This window comes from Lacticaseibacillus huelsenbergensis (assembly GCF_029726355.1).
GTDB lineage: Bacteria > Bacillota > Bacilli > Lactobacillales > Lactobacillaceae > Lacticaseibacillus > Lacticaseibacillus casei.
Genome location: NZ_CP120687.1, coordinates 3,057,703 through 3,075,999, shown reverse-complemented (window position 1 = coordinate 3,075,999; position 18,297 = coordinate 3,057,703). Strand labels below are relative to the sequence as shown.

The 18,297-nt window shown below is 48.5% G+C and carries 10 protein-coding genes; 9 read left to right on the top strand and 1 reads right to left on the bottom strand.

Annotation, left to right across the window (positions count from 1 at the left end; all coding sequences use genetic code 11):
• Positions 1-18 precede the first annotated feature (18 nt).
• Positions 19-1,509: a helix-turn-helix domain-containing protein gene (locus tag LHUE1_RS14215; RefSeq protein ID WP_049170059.1), complete on the bottom strand. Its 1,491-nt coding sequence runs from the start codon at positions 1,507-1,509 to the stop codon at positions 19-21.
• Positions 1,510-1,784: 275 nt separating this feature from the next.
• Here LHUE1_RS14215 and LHUE1_RS14210 point away from each other — a divergent pair, with 275 nt between their 5' ends.
• The 9 genes from LHUE1_RS14210 to LHUE1_RS14170 all read left to right on the top strand — a co-directional run bounded on the left by LHUE1_RS14210 (position 1,785) and on the right by LHUE1_RS14170 (position 18,173).
• Positions 1,785-8,270: a DUF1542 domain-containing protein gene (locus tag LHUE1_RS14210; RefSeq protein ID WP_277848086.1), complete on the top strand. Its 6,486-nt coding sequence runs from the start codon at positions 1,785-1,787 to the stop codon at positions 8,268-8,270.
• A gap of 175 nt (positions 8,271-8,445) precedes the next feature.
• The gene (locus LHUE1_RS14205) at positions 8,446-10,428 is read left to right on the top strand and encodes a S9 family peptidase (protein WP_049170061.1); all 1,983 of its coding nucleotides are present in this window, start codon (positions 8,446-8,448) and stop codon (positions 10,426-10,428) included.
• A 2-nt stretch (positions 10,429-10,430) separates the two neighbouring features.
• Positions 10,431-11,228, top strand: a complete 798-nt coding sequence (proC, locus tag LHUE1_RS14200; protein ID WP_049170064.1) for a pyrroline-5-carboxylate reductase — start codon at positions 10,431-10,433, stop codon at positions 11,226-11,228.
• Positions 11,229-11,338: 110 nt separating this feature from the next.
• A complete protein-coding gene (gene nagA, locus LHUE1_RS14195) occupies positions 11,339-12,484 on the top strand; it encodes an N-acetylglucosamine-6-phosphate deacetylase (protein WP_049170065.1) in 1,146 nt (381 codons plus the stop codon).
• 24 nt (positions 12,485-12,508) lie between these two features.
• Positions 12,509-13,210, top strand: a complete 702-nt coding sequence (locus LHUE1_RS14190; protein ID WP_047107608.1) for a GntR family transcriptional regulator — start codon at positions 12,509-12,511, stop codon at positions 13,208-13,210.
• Between the two features lie 199 nt (positions 13,211-13,409).
• Positions 13,410-14,873 (top strand): nicotinate phosphoribosyltransferase, encoded by a 1,464-nt coding sequence (locus LHUE1_RS14185; RefSeq protein ID WP_152902738.1) that lies wholly within the window; start codon positions 13,410-13,412, stop codon positions 14,871-14,873.
• Position 14,874: 1 nt separating this feature from the next.
• Positions 14,875-16,071: a serine hydrolase domain-containing protein gene (locus LHUE1_RS14180; RefSeq protein WP_049170071.1), complete on the top strand. Its 1,197-nt coding sequence runs from the start codon at positions 14,875-14,877 to the stop codon at positions 16,069-16,071.
• The gene (gene nadE / locus LHUE1_RS14175) at positions 16,071-16,898 is read left to right on the top strand and encodes an ammonia-dependent NAD(+) synthetase (protein ID WP_025012659.1); all 828 of its coding nucleotides are present in this window, start codon (positions 16,071-16,073) and stop codon (positions 16,896-16,898) included. Before LHUE1_RS14180 ends, nadE begins: the two co-directional genes overlap by 1 nt.
• A gap of 111 nt (positions 16,899-17,009) precedes the next feature.
• Positions 17,010-18,173, top strand: coding sequence for a serine hydrolase domain-containing protein (locus tag LHUE1_RS14170; RefSeq protein WP_049170072.1), 1,164 nt, complete (start codon positions 17,010-17,012; stop codon positions 18,171-18,173).
• The last annotated feature ends 124 nt before the right edge of the window (positions 18,174-18,297 follow it).

The window sequence follows — 18,297 nt, the reverse complement described above, 5'->3', positions numbered from 1 at the left end:
CATTGATTTGCTTGCTTTTTAAGAGGCCGGCATTTTAACCGTTTTTGCGCTAATAATCTTGTTGTAAACAGCTAGAATATTGTCAAAGTCTTCAGGTGTGGGATGTGGCTGAATGGAGACGATGTGGCATTTCGGCAGGTTAAGGAGCGGCAGATTGGTGATAATCATATCAAAATGAGGGGCGGCCGCTTTTAATTTGGCAAGCGTATTGACGTGCATCAATTCGGGCTTCAAGCTTGACCGCATGTGATAGCTTAATTCCTGCAATAAAAATTGGCTGTGCTCAAAACTTGTGTTGAAGAAGAGGCCGGTTCTGACTTTTGGCGCTTTTTCTTCTAATTGAATGGTCAAGTTGTCCCAAGACGTGACCAAGATGAAAAGCAGGCGGGTGATCAACGCCTCGTCAATTTGCTTCCAGATTTTTTCGGCGCGCAAAATGGCGATTAACGTTTCTTTGGTTTGTTTAATGAATGTCTGCTCAAATTTGTTCATATTCATGAAGAATGCTTCATCCGGATTATACAGAATCTTGGTCGGTCCCCAAGTGTACTCAATGGCATTATACAGACGCAGCAGCACCAAATCACGATTAGCCAGTTTCAGTTTTTGCGATGCCGCCGTCACATCAAGAAAGTGTGACAGTGCTTGATAAATCGAATGAATTACCGGATTATGGCGGGCTTTAACCAGGAGATCCTGGTAAGTCAGGGCATTGCGTGAATTAAAGAAGAGATAAAACAAATGTGAAAAGACAAACGAGGAACAATTAATCCTATAAATTCGAGTAATCTTTTGCCGTAACTCAGGCGAAAACGTGTCATTTTCCTTCACCAAACTGGCATCTTTGAAAGTGTGGCCGCGACTATTGCGGGTGAGACAGATAAAGACGGTCGTTCGCAGTTTGTTTAAAAACGAAAACGACTGATATCTCGGCGATTTCAAAACCGGAAAATGGGCTGAAAAATCAGCAATGATCTCATCAATAAGCTGTAATTCATCTTGAGACAAAAAGGCGTCAATGAACCAGTATCTTTCCAGAAAATAGCAGTAATAGAAAAAATGAATTTTCTTTTCGTTGCCGACAATATCCAGAGTTTGCGTATCAATTCTAAAGCCTTCATGTTCCAACACTTGATTAATGGCCAGTATGTGCCGTTTTAAGGTTGACTCACTGATGAAGAGTTCTTCGGCTAATTGGGTCATCGATGAAAAGCGGTGTAGAAAAAGTTCTTCAAGAATCAAGAAGCGGGTCGATTGGCGATAAATAGCCGCATAAATGTAAAGCGGATTGTGTGACGCATCGTAAGTGAGTCGAATACCGAAACGTTGACTGCTTTCGATTTTGGCTGGGGCAATGTATTGATTAATATTCCCGATATCTTGTCTGATGGTCCGCGCAGGAATTTTGATTTCTTGGGCTAAACGGTCAATGGTCGTCCAGTCTTTGTTCAACAAAAAACTAATAATGTAATAGTGCTTCAGCAAACTATTCTCTAGCAGTTCCTCCATAACCCTTACCCCCTTGATGTTTGTTAATTTCTCAAATGTTGCCTAACGTTAGGCAACATTTGACCTGATACCACCCAACGATTTACTTATACTAATTTGCGTGTTGCATTAACGACATTTAAATCGTTATGAATTATAGCAACACGGAGAGATTTATTTCAACAGTAACGCATTGACAATTGAAAGGTGATAAATAATATTAATATTTTAATAATGGGCAACCATTTTAAATGCGTGCTGTTTTGGGGGTTAGCAAGAGGGGGAGCGACAATAAATTGAAAAAAGGAACATTAACATTCTTTTTGGCAACTGGCATTGTCACAATTGGCCTTTGGGATTCCACAATTGTGGTGCAGGCGGCCGTGAAGCCGCAAGTTGGCAACATCTTCATTGGTGGTATCGGTGGTGATAAAAGTACTGACTATAAAAGAGTCGTTGACAGCATCACATTTAAGTACAGCAACGATACCATCACGTATGATCAAAAGACGGACACCTTTAAGATTCCGATTCGTTTTGGGTCGGCAAACATTGCCGGTGGACTGGATCGTTATCTGAAATTTTCGTATTCCTTCAATGATGAACTGGAAGGTAAGGTTAAACGGGTGGTGATCTCGCCCGACGGTTTAGATACTGCGGTTATTAACCAGATGGATCCCACGACCCACCAGTTTACACACCAATGGGACGTTAGAACTCGAGTTGGCGGGACTGCGGATGCCGTGATTTATATGCAGGCGCACAAGATTACGCCTGATGACTGGATTGCCGTGCAAATGGAAAGCAGTCGGTTGAAAAATTTAACGCCGATTCGTCCTGCATGGAACTCAACCCGAGTTCTCGAATACAAAGATTTTGGTCCAGCACTCAACGCCAAGCTGCTTGAATCGATGAAGAAAAAAGCTGTCGCCGACGTGGCCACTGACTCCAAGGCCGTTCAAGCCGAGGCTAAGAAAAAGATCGATCAAGTCAAAGTTGACGATGATTTTGCCAAGGTTTTACCACAAGTGGTGACAGGTGCGCACAAGGAACAGGCAAAAGACGATCTTGACGGCGAGGCTGCTACCGTTAATGCCAAGATTGATAGTGATCCAACATTAACTGCCAGCGAAAAGGCAAAGCAAAAAGATGCTGTGACCGCTGAAACCACAAAAGCCAAGACTGTTGTTGATCAAGCACAAGACGATACTGGCGTTCAGCAAGCAAAGGCTGTCGGGATTGCGACCATTGACGCGCAACATAAGCCAGGTACGGCCTTGGATGTGCGCAGAAGTGATGCGAAAAAGGACATTGATGCCGAGGCTGCGAAAGTCACTGCCGCCATTGACCAGGATCATACTTTGACGACCGCGGAAAAAACCGCGCAAAAGCAAGCAACGGCCGATGAAGTAACGAAAGCCAAAACCGCGATTGATCAGGCAAAAACCATTGAGGCCATTAATCAGGCTAAAACGGATGGAATCAAGGCTATCGACGTTCAACATCAATCAGGCGCTGATTTTGATAAGCAAAAAGAGCAGGCTAATCAGGCACTTGATGCTGAAGCTAAGAAAGTCACTGCTGCCATTGATCAGGATGCCACGTTGACGGCTGCGGAAAAGCAAGGCCAAAAACAAGCAGTTGCTAAGGCAGCAGACAGTGCTAAAGCTGCCGTTGACAAAGTGCAGGATATGGATCATCTGAATCAGGCTAAAGCGGATGGGATCAAGGCAATCGACGACCAGCACCAAGCTGGGGTTGCACTTCCGGCTAGGCAAGACACCGCCAAAAAGGCAATTGATGCCGAAGCAGCCAAAATCACCACTGCGATTGACAAGGATCCGACATTAACGACAGCCGAAAAGAAGACCCAAAAACAGGCTGTCGTTGATGCGACTGCCAAAGCCAAAACAGCCATTGATCAGGCGCAAAATGCCGATGACGTGAATCAGAAACAGGCTGATGGGATCAAAGCTATTGACGGCCAGCATCAATTAGGGGTGACGTTAAACAAGCAAAAAGCAACCGCGAAACAGGCCATCGATGATGAGGCTGCTAAAGTGACCGGTGATATTGACCAAGATGTTACCTTGACAGCCGCAGACAAACAGGCGCAAAAACAAGCAGTTGCCGATGAAGCTGCCAAGGTCAAGGCGGCGATTGACGCGGCTCAAAATGCTGACAGTGTGATTAAGACGCAAACTGATGGCATTCGAGCCGTTGATGACCAGCACCAAGCCGGTACGGATTTGGCTGTTCGCAAGGCGGAAGCTCAAAAAGCCATTGATGCTGAAGCGGTGCTAGAAGCAGATGCGATTGATCAAGATGTTACTCTGACCACCAGCGAAAAAGCTGTTCAAAAGCAGGCTGTGACTGACAAAGCAGCGGCAGCCAAAGACGCGATTCTCAAAGCGCAGGATGTCGATGGCGTCAATCAAGCTGAAGCAGCTGGCATCAAAGGCGTTGATGACGTTCATCAAGCCGGCACACTTTTAGACACGCGCAAAGCCGAAGCGAAAAAGGCGATTGATGCTGAAGTGACCCAAGTTCAGCAGGCGATTGACCAAGATGTCACATTAATCGCTGCGGAAAAAGCAACGCAAAAACAAGCCGCTGCCGATGAGGCGACGAAAGCCAAGGCTGCCATTGATGCGGCTAATGACGCCGATGCGGTTGACCAGGGTAAGGCTGATGGGGTTAAAGCAGTTGCTGCGGCTCACCAGTCGGGCGCACTTTTGGATACCCGTAAAGCAGATGCCAAGCAGGTAATGGACACCGAAGCCGCGAAAGTGACGGCTGCGATTGATCGAGATGCTACGTTGACCAACGCTGAAAAGGCAAAGCAAAAACAGGCAGTTACCGATGAAGTCACCAAGGCCAAGGCAGTTATTGACGCGGCTAAGGACGCTGATGCGGTCGATCAGAGCCAAAATGACGGCATTCAGCACATTAACGCGCAATATCAACCAGGAATCGCTTTACACGTCCGTAAAACCGATGCCAAGCAAGCCATTGATGCGCAAGCCGTCAAGATCGCAGATGAAATTGATCAAGATGCGACGTTAACAGCTGCCGCAAAGAAAACGCAAAAACAGGCGGCTACTGACGAAGCGGTTAAAGCCAGGGCAGCAATTGACGCCGCACAAAGCGCCGATGCGGTTGATCAGGCGAAGACAGACGGTTTGAAAAACATCGCGGATCAGCATCAACCAGGCAAGGCGCTTACCAATCGCCGCGATGATGCAAAACAAGCGATTGCTAAGGAAGTTGCTAAAACCGTGACTGCGATTGATCAAGATGTCACTTTGACAAAAGCTGAAAAAGACAACCAGAAACAAGCCGTCACTGCAGCGGCAGATAAGGCTAGACAGGCCATTGACGGTGCGCAAAGTGCTGATGCAGTTGACCAGGCGAAGGCAGACGGAAACAAAGCCATCGCCGGTCAGCATCAAGCCGGTACTGCACTCGCAACGCGCAAGGATGATGCCAAGCAGGCCATTGATACCGAAGCTGCTAAAGTTGCCGGCGATATTGATCAAGACAACACTTTGACTGCCGCCGAAAAACAAGCGCAAAAACAAGGTGTTGCTGATGAGGCTGCTAAAGCCAAGGCGATCGTTGATGGCGCTCAAGACGCCGACGAGGTTGAGCAAGCCCAAGTCGACGGTATCCGCGCAGTTGATGATCAGCATCAGTCCGGTACCGATTTAGCAACCCGCCAAACCGAAGCCCAAAAGGCCATTGATGCTGAAGCTGCTTTGGAAACGGATGCGATTGATCAAGATGTGACGTTAACTAGCGGCGAAAAAGCAAAGCAAAAACAAACTGTGGCTGATAAAGCTGCTGCGGGTAAAGCTGCGATCGCCCAGGCGCAAGATATTGATGGTGTTAACCAAGCGACATTCGATGGTGTGAAGGCTATCGATGCCGTTCACCAATCCGGCACCCTTTTGGACACCCGAAAGGACGCCGCTAAACAAGCCATTGATGCTGAAGCTGGCAAGGTTGAGCAGGCCATTGACCAGGATGTCACCTTGACGACTGACCAAAAGGCGACACAAAAACAAGCAGTTGTGGATGAAGCAGCCAAGGCGAAAAACAATATCGACAGCGCCTTAAATGCGGATGCGGTTGATCAGGCAGAAGTCGACGGAATCAAGGCCATTGATGACCAGCACCACGCCGGTACCGATTTGGCCACACGCAAAACCGCCGCCGAAAAAGCGATTGACGCCGAAGCAATTAAAGTTATCAACGCGATTGAGCGCGATGTGACTCTTACTAGCACTAAAAAGGCGATGCAAAAACGCGCTGTTAAAGACAAGGAGGCAAAAGAGAAGAAGGCGATTGGCGCCGCAACCGATGCGGATAAGGTCAATAATGCCAAAACCCACGGCATTAAGCACATTGATGAACAACATCAAGCTGACGCGACGTTAAAGGCACACAAGCAAGTTGCCGAAAAAGCGATTGATGCGGAAGCTGCAAAGGTCATCCAAACCATCGATCAGGATGTGACGTTAACTGGCGCGGAAAAAGCTTCACAAAAACAGTCCGTTGCTGAAGAGGTCATTAAGGCCAAGAAGAAGATTCAGCAAGCCAAGGATGTTGATCAGATCAATCAAGCGATTGCTCAAGGTATTAAAGCAATTGATGACCAGCACCGCTCCGGAAAGGATTTAACGACCCGCAAAGAAGCACACAAAACCGCCATTGATGCGGAAGCTGCCAAGGTGACGGCAAGCATTGATCAAGACGCAACGCTGACTGGTACCCAAAAAGCTGTTCAGAAACAGGCAGTAGCAGCCGAAGCAGCCAAGGCCAAGAAAACCATCGACGCCGCAACTGACGCCGATGCGGTCGATCAAGCCAAAACAGCCGGGATTCAAGCAATCGATGGTCAACATCAACCAGGAACAGCGGTTGCAACGCGCAAAGATGAAGCGAAAAAGACGATTGATGACCATGTTGCACAAATCATTGACAGCATTAATCGTGATGTGACGCTCACCGCTGCCGAAAAAGCTAAGCAAAAACAGGCGGCGACTGATGCGGCTGCTAAAGTTAAAGTTGTGATTGATCAAGCGCAAGATGCCGATGGTGTTGATCAAGCGGTAAACCAGAACCTCAAGACGATCGATGCGACTCATCAAGCTGGCAACGCGTTGGCAACCCGCAAAGATGACGCTAAAGCCGCCGTCGATGCTGAAGCTGTCAAAGTGACGCAAGCAATTGATCAGGATGTGACATTAACGATTGCTGAAAAAACGGCGCAGCGGCAAGCAGTTGCGAATGAAACAACCAAAGCTAAAGCTGCCATTGACGCGGCGCAGGATGCCGACAGCGTCGATCAGACGAAAGATGCCGGTATTCAGGCAATTGGTGCGCAACATGTATCCGGTCAGGCAATGGATCGTAGCAAAGCGGACAACAAAAAGGCGATCGATGACGAAGCCGTGAAAGTTCAGCATGAAATTGATCAAGATGCAACGTTGACTGCAGCTGCCAAAAAGCAACAGAAAGCAGCGGTCGTTGCTGAAGCGGTCAAGGCTAAACAAGCGATTGACGATGCCCTAAACATCGAAGCTGTTACAAACGCCAAAACTGAAGGTATCAAGACCATTGATGCGCAACACCAATCAGGCGCGGCGATCACGCTTCGCAAGGCCGAGGCTAAAAAAGCAATTGATGTGGAAGCTGCGAATGTCACTACAGCTATCGATCAGGATGCCACATTGACGGGTGCACAAAAGACTGCCCAGAAACAAGCAGTTGCAGCGCAAGCGGATAAAGCTAAGCAAGCGATCGATGTTGCTCGGAATGCCGATGGCGTTGATCAAGCCAAAACTGACGGGATTAAAGCGATTGATGCTCAACATCAGTCAGACGCGGCATTCGCAACTCGCAAGGCCGAGGCTAAACAAGCAATTGATGCGAAGGCGGCGGACGTCACCGCAGCCATTGAGCAGGATGCCACATTGACGGATGCACAAAAGACTGCCCAGAAACAAGCAGTCGCAGTGCAGGCAGAGAAAGCCAAGCAGGCGATCGATGCAGCTGGGCATGCCGATGCCGTTGATCAAGCCAAGACTGACGGAATTAAAGCGATTGATGCCCAACATCAGTCAGGCGCAGCGGTCATGGTTCGTAAGGCAGAAGCTAAACAAGCCATTGATGCGGAGGCCACAAATGTCATCGTAGCCATTGATCAAGATGCCACATTAACAGATGCACAAAAGACTACCCAGAAACAAGCAGTCGCAGCGCAAGCGGACAAAGCTAAGCAGGCGATCGATGCTGCCGGGGATGCCGATGGCGTTGATCGAGCTAAGGCAGATGGGATTAAAGCGATTGATGCTCAACATCAGTCAGCCATAGCCATTGCAACTCGCCAAACTGAAGCCAAGCAAGCAATTGACGCCGAAGCCGCTAAAGTGATGGCTCAGATTGATAGCGATAACTTGTTGAGCGATGCCCAAAAAACCGCGCAAAAACAGGCTGTCACAACGCAAGCAACGAAAGCCAAACAGGCGATTGATGCTGCCGGCAGTGCAGATCTCGTTGAGCAGGCGAAAGACAATGGTATTAAAGCCATTGATGCACAATATCAAGCCGGTAAAGCTGCACCTACCGTTAAAGCCAAATCCAAGGCTAAACCTGCCACCAGTCAGGATCATTTCCCTAAAACTGGTGAGCAGCAGTCGCTGTTGATGGTGATCTTAGGTGGCTTGTTAAGCTTAGGATCCAGTTTGTTCTTTACCCGGAAGAAGCGTTCGCACTAAACATCTAATCTAACTTAGCAGGTGTCGTGTGATGCCTAACGATTACCAATTTTTATCACTCGCAGTCGAGATGCCAACACATCTCGGCTGTTTTTTTGATTTCACCGGTCCAGTAGTTTGACACGGTATAGCCCAACCGCTACGCTTAAAGCAAGACAATGAAGGGTGTGATTGCATGGCAATAAAAGCAACGGATCTTTTCAAATTGGTATCGTTATCGTATCCAATTGCGACAAATCGGGGCTATTTTTTTCAGGAAAACCGGATTTCGGAGGCGGACAATACCTATTACCAGCGGCTTTGTTTCGTGAATCCGCGTGGCCAGATGACCGTTTATGGGACTGACCAAAAACACGACCGGCATCCTAAACTAAGCCCGGATCAGCAATGGTTGGCGTTCCTGAGCCAAGCTGCAGACAAAACAACGCAGGTCTTCCTGCAAGCAGTTGACGGCGGCGTGGCCCACCAGTTGACGGCTGAAAAAGAGAACGTGACGGATTTCGCTTGGCAACCTGATAGCAAGGCTGTTTTTCTTCAAACAACGATTGGCGCCAAAAAGAAGGTATCACAGGAAGATGCCAAAAAACCGCAGCCGGTGACGGTCACGCGCGCGCAGTATAAGCTCAATGGTGTCGGCTTGTTGCCGGAAAACGTGACTTACGAATTGCGGGTGCAGCAACGACGCCAAAAAACTAGCCACATCGTGATGCAGCGCCAGCATGACTTCCAAATTGGTGCAATCGCGCCGGACGGCAAAAAAATTGCGTTTGCTGCGGAACGGTTACCGGATGATCCCAACGACTTTAGCCAAGCTGCCTATTTGCTCGATTTAACCACGCAGCAGGTGACGATGGTGAATGAGCATTTGCCGCAAGCAGAATTAACCCCAGCAGCCTTTTCAGCGGATTCGCAACAATTGCTGCTGCATGGTTCTGACAATCATTTACCTAATGTGTCGCAAGGCCACTTATGGCATTACGATTTAGAGAGTCAGAAACTGCAGGACGTTGCTGATGACGTTGATTTTGACATTCCGGGCTATGTTAATGGTGACTTTCAGCAGGATCTATCAGGCAAAGTGGCCGATTTTGTCACAGCCGATTATTATCTGACGATTGGTTTTGACCACGGGAAGACGAGCCTATACGCTGGTGGACCGGATGAGCGCTTGACGCCGTTGATTGACGGTCGGCGTCACGTGACGGATTTTGCCTTGACACCTGATCACCGTGGCGTCGTGTTCACTGAAAGCACGATGACCGTTCCGAGTCGATTAGTGTACTTTGATCTGGCCTCCGAAGAGGAAACGGTTTTATATGACCCAAATCGGCGGGTTACGCGCACGCTTGGGTTGGTTACGCCACAGACTTTTAATTTCAATCGTGCTGGTTTTGAAATTGAGGGTTGGTATTTCCCACCGCAAAAAGCAGCCGCATCGCATCCGGCCATTTTATATGTGCATGGCGGCCCAGCAGTTGGTTATGGGTATACCTTCTTTCATGAAATGCAATATCTGGCTGCCAAGGGATATGGCGTCATCTGTCCCAACCCACGGGGCGGATTAGGTTATGGTGAAGCGTTCACGGCAGCGGTTATTAAACATTACGGCCAGGATGACTATCAAGATTGCTTGGCCGCGGTTGATGAGGCCTTGAAATTGGATACGACCATTGATCCTGAGCGCTTATTTGTTGCCGGCGGTTCTTATGGCGGCTTCATGACGAATTGGATCGTGACCCACACACATCGCTTTAAAGCGGCCGTTACCCAGCGCTCGATTGCCAATTGGTTAAGTATGTATGGCACCAGCGACATCGGGTATTACTTCACGCCTTGGGAGCTGGAAGGCAAGTGGAGCGGCGATTTGTCAGATGTGCAAGGGCTATGGGATTTCTCACCATTGGCACATATCGATTTTGCCAAAACACCGACGCTGGTGATGCATAGCGAAGACGATCAACGGTGTCCGATCGGCCAGGGTGAAGAATTTTATATCGGGTTGAAACTACATGGCGTTGAAACCAAATTCATGCGGTTCCCGAAATCAAACCACGACTTATCCCGCAGTGGCTTACCCAACTTGCGGATCGCACGTCTAACCGCGATTACGGACTGGTTTGATGCCCACCAATCAAAACAAGAAACTAAAGGAGAATAAGGATGACAATTGGATTTATCGGTGCCGGCAATATGGCGCAAGCGATCATTAACGGATTGTTAGCCAAAAAGGCCATCAATCCAGCGGACATTGTCGTTCACGGTGGTCACCCGCTGCATTATGAACCCTATGCAGCCAAAGTCGGCGTCAAAGCTTTAGACAGCAATCAGGCGGTTGCCGAAGCGGCCGATGTTGTTTTTCTGGCGGTCGCGCCGAAACTGGGTGCACCGATTTTAAGTGCCATCGGGGCAACCCTGAAGAAACGGCATGTACCCGTGATTTCAATGTTAACCGGCGTTTCGCTGGCGGCGTTAGAAGAAGCATTGAACGATCATGACCAACCGATTTTACGGATCATGCCAAACGTGAACGTCGCAATTAATGCCGGCATGATCGCTTACGCCGCGAATGATTCGGTAGCTGGTCAACTGGATGGCCTTTTGGACTTGCTGAATGTTTTAGGCAAAACCATGTCGTTACCGGAAGACCAATTTTCAACGTTCGTGGCATTGGCTGGGTCTTCTCCGGCGTTTGTTTACTTATTCATAGACAGTCTTGCCCGCGCCGGTGTCAAGTACGGCCTAGAAAAAAGTGAAGCAACTGCCATTGCTGCCCAAGCCGTCATGGGCAGTGCTAAAAATGTTCTGGCAAGTACCCAATCACCGTTTGACTTGATCGATCAGGTATCCAGCCCGGGCGGTACCACTGTTGCCGGATTGTTGGCCATGGAAGAAGCCGGGCTGATGTCCGCTGTGGTCAAAGGCGTCGATGCGACGATTGCCAAAGATCGGCAGGGATGAAAAATAATTAAACTTCCTGTAAATACGAGGTAGGCCACCTTGCAACTCTGGTCTATACCGGTTATACTGGTTAGTGATAGTCAGGACATTAAATGATTAGGAGTGGTATTGTGACGGTTACGGTATTGAAACACGCAACAATTTATACAGGATTGGAACGCATTGAAGATGGCTATATCCGCTTTGACGACAAGATTCTGGCGGTTGGCGATATGTTTGATTATAAGGCTCAGGCTGGTGAACAGGTCGTTGACGTTCAAGGTAAAACGTTGATACCGGGATTCATTGATGTCCATGCTCACGGCGGTTATGGCTTTGATGCTATGGATGGTGATGCCGATCAGATTGATGAAATGGCCACCAAAATGATGACGCACGAAGGGGTTACCACCCTTTTTGCCACCACGATGACACAATCAACCGAAAATATTGATAAGGCCATGCGCGGCGTGAAACAGGCAGCCGAACGCAATCGCATTATCCAAGGTGTCCACCTCGAAGGTCCCTTCATCAGCAAGGTCTTCAAGGGTGCCCAACCAGAAGAATATATCAAGAATCCTAATATCGATTTAGTTAAACAATGGCAGGAATTATCCGGCGGTCTGGTTAAGCTGATCACTTATGCGCCGGAAGATGAAGGTTCCCGCGAATTTGAAGATTATCTTTTAGCACACAACATTGTGCCATCAGTCGGCCACAGTAATGCAACGCGCGAACAGATGCTGCAAAGCAAAGCGACCCATGTGACTCATCTATACAATGCACAGCGTGGGTTGCGTCACCGTGAGCCAGGCGTCACTGGCCACGCGATGCTTGAAGACAATATGTACTGCGAATTGATCTGCGACGGCTTCCATATTGTGCCTGACATGTTACGCTTGGCCTTTGATCAAAAAGGTCCGGAACGGATTGAATTGGTCACCGATTCAATGCGCAGCAAAGGGATGCCGGAAGGAAAAAGTGAATTAGGCGGCCAGACGGTGTATGTTAAAGATAAACAGGCGCGGTTAGCCGATGGTACGCTTGCCGGTTCCGTTTTAATGTACAAGGATGCCTTTAAAAATGCGATGAGCTTCATGGATGCTTCCCTGTTTGATGCAGTTGAAATGTCGTCAGTCAATCAGGCTCGCGAATTCAATCTGACGTCCAAAGGAACTCTTGAAGTTGGTAAGGATGCCGACATTAACATGTTGGATCGCAACCATGATCTCATTGCCACTTATAGTTATGGCGTCAAACATGACACTGAAGACTGAACCACGTATTGGAGATGATGATTGATGGAGGTACCGGTTTATATTCAAATTCATAACGCGATTCGGGCTGATATCGAAGCCGGGAAATGGCAGGTCGGCGATCGTATTCCTTCCGAACGCGATCTCGCGGTGACCTTTAATGTTTCCCGAATGACGTTGCGGCAGGCCATTCAGACTTTAGTCGACGAGGGTATTTTAGAACGACGCGTGGGTTCCGGAACGTATGTCGCAAATCAAAAAGTTCAAGAAAAAATGTCCGGCGTAACTAGCTTCACGGATTTGATGCAGGCCCAAGGTAAGGTACCATCCAGCAAGACGGTATCTTATCACGTGGCCCAGCCAACCAGTTCGGAAGTTGAAAAGTTGAAACTGGCTCCAGGCGAGCAAGTGCTGCGGATGGAACGAATTCGGTATGCCGACAAGGTGCCGATCAGCTTTGAAACAGCTGCCGTGCCGTATGATTTGGTCAAGAACTTCACCAAAAAAGAAATGACGGCTAGTTTCTATCACACCTTGGAGAAAAAAGGCGGCTACGTTCTTGGTGGCGCGCAGCAAACCGTCAGTGCGATGTTGGCCAGCGAGCGGATTTCCGAATACTTGGCAATCAAACGCGGCGATGCAATTCTACGTCTGCGGCAGGTTTCGTTCTTAAACGACGGCACACCGTTTGAATATGTCCGCACGCAGTATGTTGGCGAGCGATTTGAGTTTTATCTAGAGCGGTAATGAATCAGTATTAGCACGACCAAAAGGCCAGAAAACAGAACTTATTGTTTTCTGGCCTTTTGCGATGATGAGAAAAATGGCCCAGCACGCTTCCTGCAAAGCAGTCCGTAGTGGTATATAATCATTACCTATATGATTGAATTAAATGCTCAAAAGTTAACGTACGTTGTTTTTGTATGTTGCTGGAAGGGGAAAGATGATGGCTACGCAATTGGGTGAAGGACTGACACTCCACACCGATTTTTATGAATTGAATATGATGAACACATTTTTTGAACGAGGTATCAGTGAACGTCACGCCGTATTTGAGGTTTTCTTTCGGGATTTACCATTTGGTTCGGGGTTTGCCGTATTTGCCGGGTTGGAGCATGTGATTGATTACCTGAATCACCTCAGTTTTTCCGAAGACGACTTGGCTTATCTTCAATCGCAGACGAATTATTCGGACGCGTTTATCGATTACTTACGGCATTTTAAATTTACCTGCACGGTGCGATCGGCCTTAGAAGGGGATCTAGTTTTCAATAATGAACCGATCTGGCAAATCGAAGGGCCACTGGCGCAGGCACAATTAGTAGAGACCGCTGTTTTGAACATGATCAATTATCAAACGCTTGTTGCCACCAAAGCGGCGCGGATTCGCAGTGTTGCCGGCGCCGACCCCTTGATGGAATTCGGCACACGCCGGGCACAGGAAACCGCGGCGGCATTGTGGGGCACTCGGGCAGCTTACATTGGCGGTTTTAACGCGACGAGTAATGTTTTGGCCGGTAAAGAGTTCGGTATCCCGATTAGCGGCACCCACGCCCACTCGCTGGTTCAGGCCTATGGCAACGACTACGATGCCTTTAAAGCCTATGCGCAGAGCAACAAGGATGTGGTTTTCTTAGTTGATACTTATGACACATTGCGTTCCGGTGTTCCCGCGGCAATTAAAGTGGCTAATGAGTTTAAAGGCCGGATCAATTTCCTTGGCGTTCGGATTGACAGTGGCGATATGGCGTTTATTTCCAAGCGTGTGCGTCAGCAATTAGACGATGCCGGGTATACTTCGGCAAAAATTTATGCATCGAATGATCTCGATGAAAACACGATTCAAAACCTGAAAATGCAAGGTGCCAAAATTGACATCTGGGGTGTTGGTACCCGACTGATCACCGCGTACGACCAGCCAGCGTTGGGGGCTGTGTTCAAGCTTGTCTCGATTGAAGATGCCAGCGGTAAGATGCATGACACGATTAAGTTATCCAATAATGCCGAAAAGGTGTCGACGCCAGGCAAGAAACAGGTTTGGCGGATTACGCGTCGGGATGACGGTAAATCGGAAGGCGATTACGTGGCCTTGGCGGATGAGCAGATTGACACTGACCGCAGCCTCTACATGTTCCACCCCAATTTTCCGTATATCAATAAAACGGTTAAAAACTTTGAAGCCAAGCCACTGTTGCAACTCATTTACGATCAGGGAAAACAGGTTTATCAAACCCCGCCGCTCGCTGAGGTTCAGGCATATGCCACCCGCAGTACCAATGCTTTGTGGGATGAATATCGGCGCATTTTGAATCCGCAAGACTATCCGGTCGACTTATCGCAGCGGGTGTGGGATAACAAGATGGACTTAATTAAAAAAGTGAAATCGGCGGTTGCTGACCGCGAGGAATAATATGAAACACGCAAAAAAATGGGGTTGGACACGCTGGTTGATCTTGGGACTCTTCGCCGGCCTTGTCATCGGCATCGCGGTTTATGGCAGTTATGATTACTTTTATCTCCGCCCGCAAACTGAAGCCAAAGAAGAACGCGCCCGGCGCAAGTATGAAACCGAGCTGAATCGGCATCGCGCGATCGAGCAACGCCTGCAAAATGCCACGCGTCAGGCAACGAACACCACTGATCGGTTGATGCAACAGGTTATCCCTTCAGAAGCGCAACCGTTTTTAAAAAAACTGGAAGCCGATCATTTTAGCGGTACCGTTTTAATGATGCGCAAAGGGAAAGTGATCCTGAACACGGGGTTGGGCTATGCCGACGCTGAATCCGGTCGTTTGAACGGGCCTGAGAGTCTGTATCAAATTGGCTCGATTCAAAAAGGGCTTACCGCAGTCTTGCTCATGAAACTTGTGGAACAAGGCAAGGTACACCTGACGGATCCGATTAGTCGCTATTTGCCAGGCATTCGCACGGGCAAACAGGTAACGTTGCGGATGATGTTGGATATGCGTAGCGGCTTTTCATTGAAGCGGAATCAACCGACCCAACTATCAGATGCCGGAATTGTCCGGTGGTCGATCGCCAATTTGAATTATGGTGCGAAACAGTACGCGTATGAACCGGTTAATTTTGTTTTATTAGCCGGAGTGATTGAAAAAGTGACCGGTCATTTATACGCCGACTTAATTCAGCAGGAAATATTTAAAAAGTTAAAGTTGACGCATTCAGGATTTATGCCTGAATTGTATCGTGAACCTAATCAATCATTTGGGTATAATGGTCCCAAGGCGAATCCTTATTCGCGCCGTTACGTCGAGCCGTCTTTGAATTATAATCGGGAATTGGGGACTGGTAATATTTACACGAGTGCCGGTGATTTATACCAGATTATGGCGGCCATCAATCAAGGCAAGATTATCAGGCGCTCATCGGTCGCCACATTACGTGATCTGAATCAAGGCCAATACACGGCGGGTGTGTATAATTTTGGCAACTACACGCTGACGCATGGCGTTGTGGCCGCACAATCAGCGGCAACTGTCATGGATAGCAGCGGTCAAAATGCGGTCGTGCTGTTGGCAAATACGGATCAGGTGACGCGGGATCTAGCCCAAGCACTTTATCATGACATGATTAAGGGAGTGAAGTAATGCGTCCATTACAAGCAAAGATTATTAAAGCATTAGGCGTACAGCCAACAATTGATCCTGAAACCGAGATTCGGCGGAGTATTGATTTTTTAAAAGACTATCTTAAGAAAAATACGTTTTTGAAAACATATGTCTTGGGTATTTCCGGTGGCCAAGACTCGACGCTTGCCGGGACGTTGACGGAAAAAGCCATGCAAGAGATGCGCGCCGAAACCGGCGATCAGGCGTATCAATTTGTGGCCGTTCGTCTACCTTATGGCGAACAAGCCGATGAGGCGGACGCCATGGCAGCCATTGACTTCATGCAGGCAGACGTGGTTAAACGGGTCAATATTAAACCTAGTGTCGATGCCATGGTCGCGGCAGTGGAAGCCAACGGATCAGCCATTTCCGATTTTAACAAGGGCAATATTAAAGCCCGAATGCGCATGATTGCCCAATACGCGATCGCCGGTAATATGTCCGGCGCCGTCATTGGCACGGATCATGCTGCGGAGGCGGTCACCGGGTTTTATACCAAATTTGGTGACGGCGGTGCCGATTTGACGCCGCTTTATCGCTTGGACAAACGCCAAGGTGCGGCTTTGTTAAAGACACTAGGCGCACCGGCACATCTTTATCAGAAGGCGCCGACTGCCGATCTCGAAGACAATCGGCCGGCTTTGCCAGATGAAGTTGCGCTTGGCGTCAAATACAAGGACATCGATGATTATCTAGAAGGCAAGCAAGTGAGTGACCATGCTGCCGAGACGATCGAACGTTGGTACCAGAAAACCGCACATAAGCGCCATCTGCCGATTACGGTTTTTGATACTTTTTGGAAATAAGCATGGCAAACAGCCGACATCAGCGAACTTTTCTCAAAGGTGTTATGGCTGTTTTTTTGCGCTGGTTTAAGGTATGCTTTGGTACACATGGCAGTAGGAGGTTGAAACGCAGTGCGTCATCGTTGGGCTCTTTGGTTAGGCATTGTGACATTAAGTGCACTTTTATTAGGCGCTGTGGCTTTTGTCTGGCAGAAGAAGATAGCTATTCCGGATAGACAGGCTAAGGTTTTGTCGTCGCAGCGGCATGAGCAGGCGACTCACCGTGAAGCCGTGCAAACGGCAGCAACGCATTTTGATGAGCGTCTGGACCGGCCGATCGACACATCGGCAGGCAAATCGTTCAAAGAAACCTTAACAAACGATAAATTTATTGGCAGTGCTTTGATCATCAAACAGGGTGAAATTATCTTCAATGGCGGCGTGGGTTACGCCGATGCCGCAGCGAAACGCGTTAATGGGCCAACGACTTTGTTCCAGATCGGATCGATCCAAAAAGCGGTCACTGCAGTTGCCGTCATGCAGCTGGCTGAAGAAGGCAAGTTGCATTTGGATGATCCGGTTGGCAAGTATTTATCCGGCATCAAAACCGGTGATCAGGTGACATTGCGCATGATGATCGATATGCGTAGTGGTTTTGCGCTTAAAAAGTATCAGCCTTCCGTTATGGACGATGCCGGTATTATTCGCTGGGCAATCGGCAATATGACCTATTTACCGCAGCGAAACTACGCGTACCAGGCGGTTAATTACCAATTACTCGCCGGTGTGGTTGAAAAAGTCGCTGGCCGTTCTTATGAGCAGCAGATCAGAAAGACGATTATTGACCGATTGGGGCTTAGACACACCGGATTCTTGCCGGGAATGCTGACAGATACCAACCGCTCATTGACGTACACGGGGCCGGTAACGAATCCTTATCAAACCTCCATTGGCGAACCAGAACTGTGGTACAACCGCGAGCTGGGTACCGGCAATATGTATACGACTGTTGCTGATTTGTATCGGTTGCTGCGGGGCATCGATGATGGAAAAGTTTTGCCGTTGTCAGCGTTAAAGACCTTGCGCAATCGCGATGACGGGGTTTATACGGCAGGCATTTATAATCATAGCGATTTTTACTCAACGAATGGCACTGTGGCCGGGCAAATGGCATCAACTGCTATTAGCCACGATGGCAAAGATGCGGTGATTTTGTTGAGCAATTATAATTCGCATGCGCTCAATCTTCACGATGAAGCTGTTCGTTTGTTCCAAACATTGCGGCAAAAGGGCTAGGCCGGGCCGACCCTTTGTGAATTAATTCGGCTTGCTGAAAGGCGTTCACTGGTGTAGGAGTCTGCGTATAAGGACCTTGATCGCAATGGCCAAAGCCTGAGCTTGGGGGAACCTGAGCTTGGGG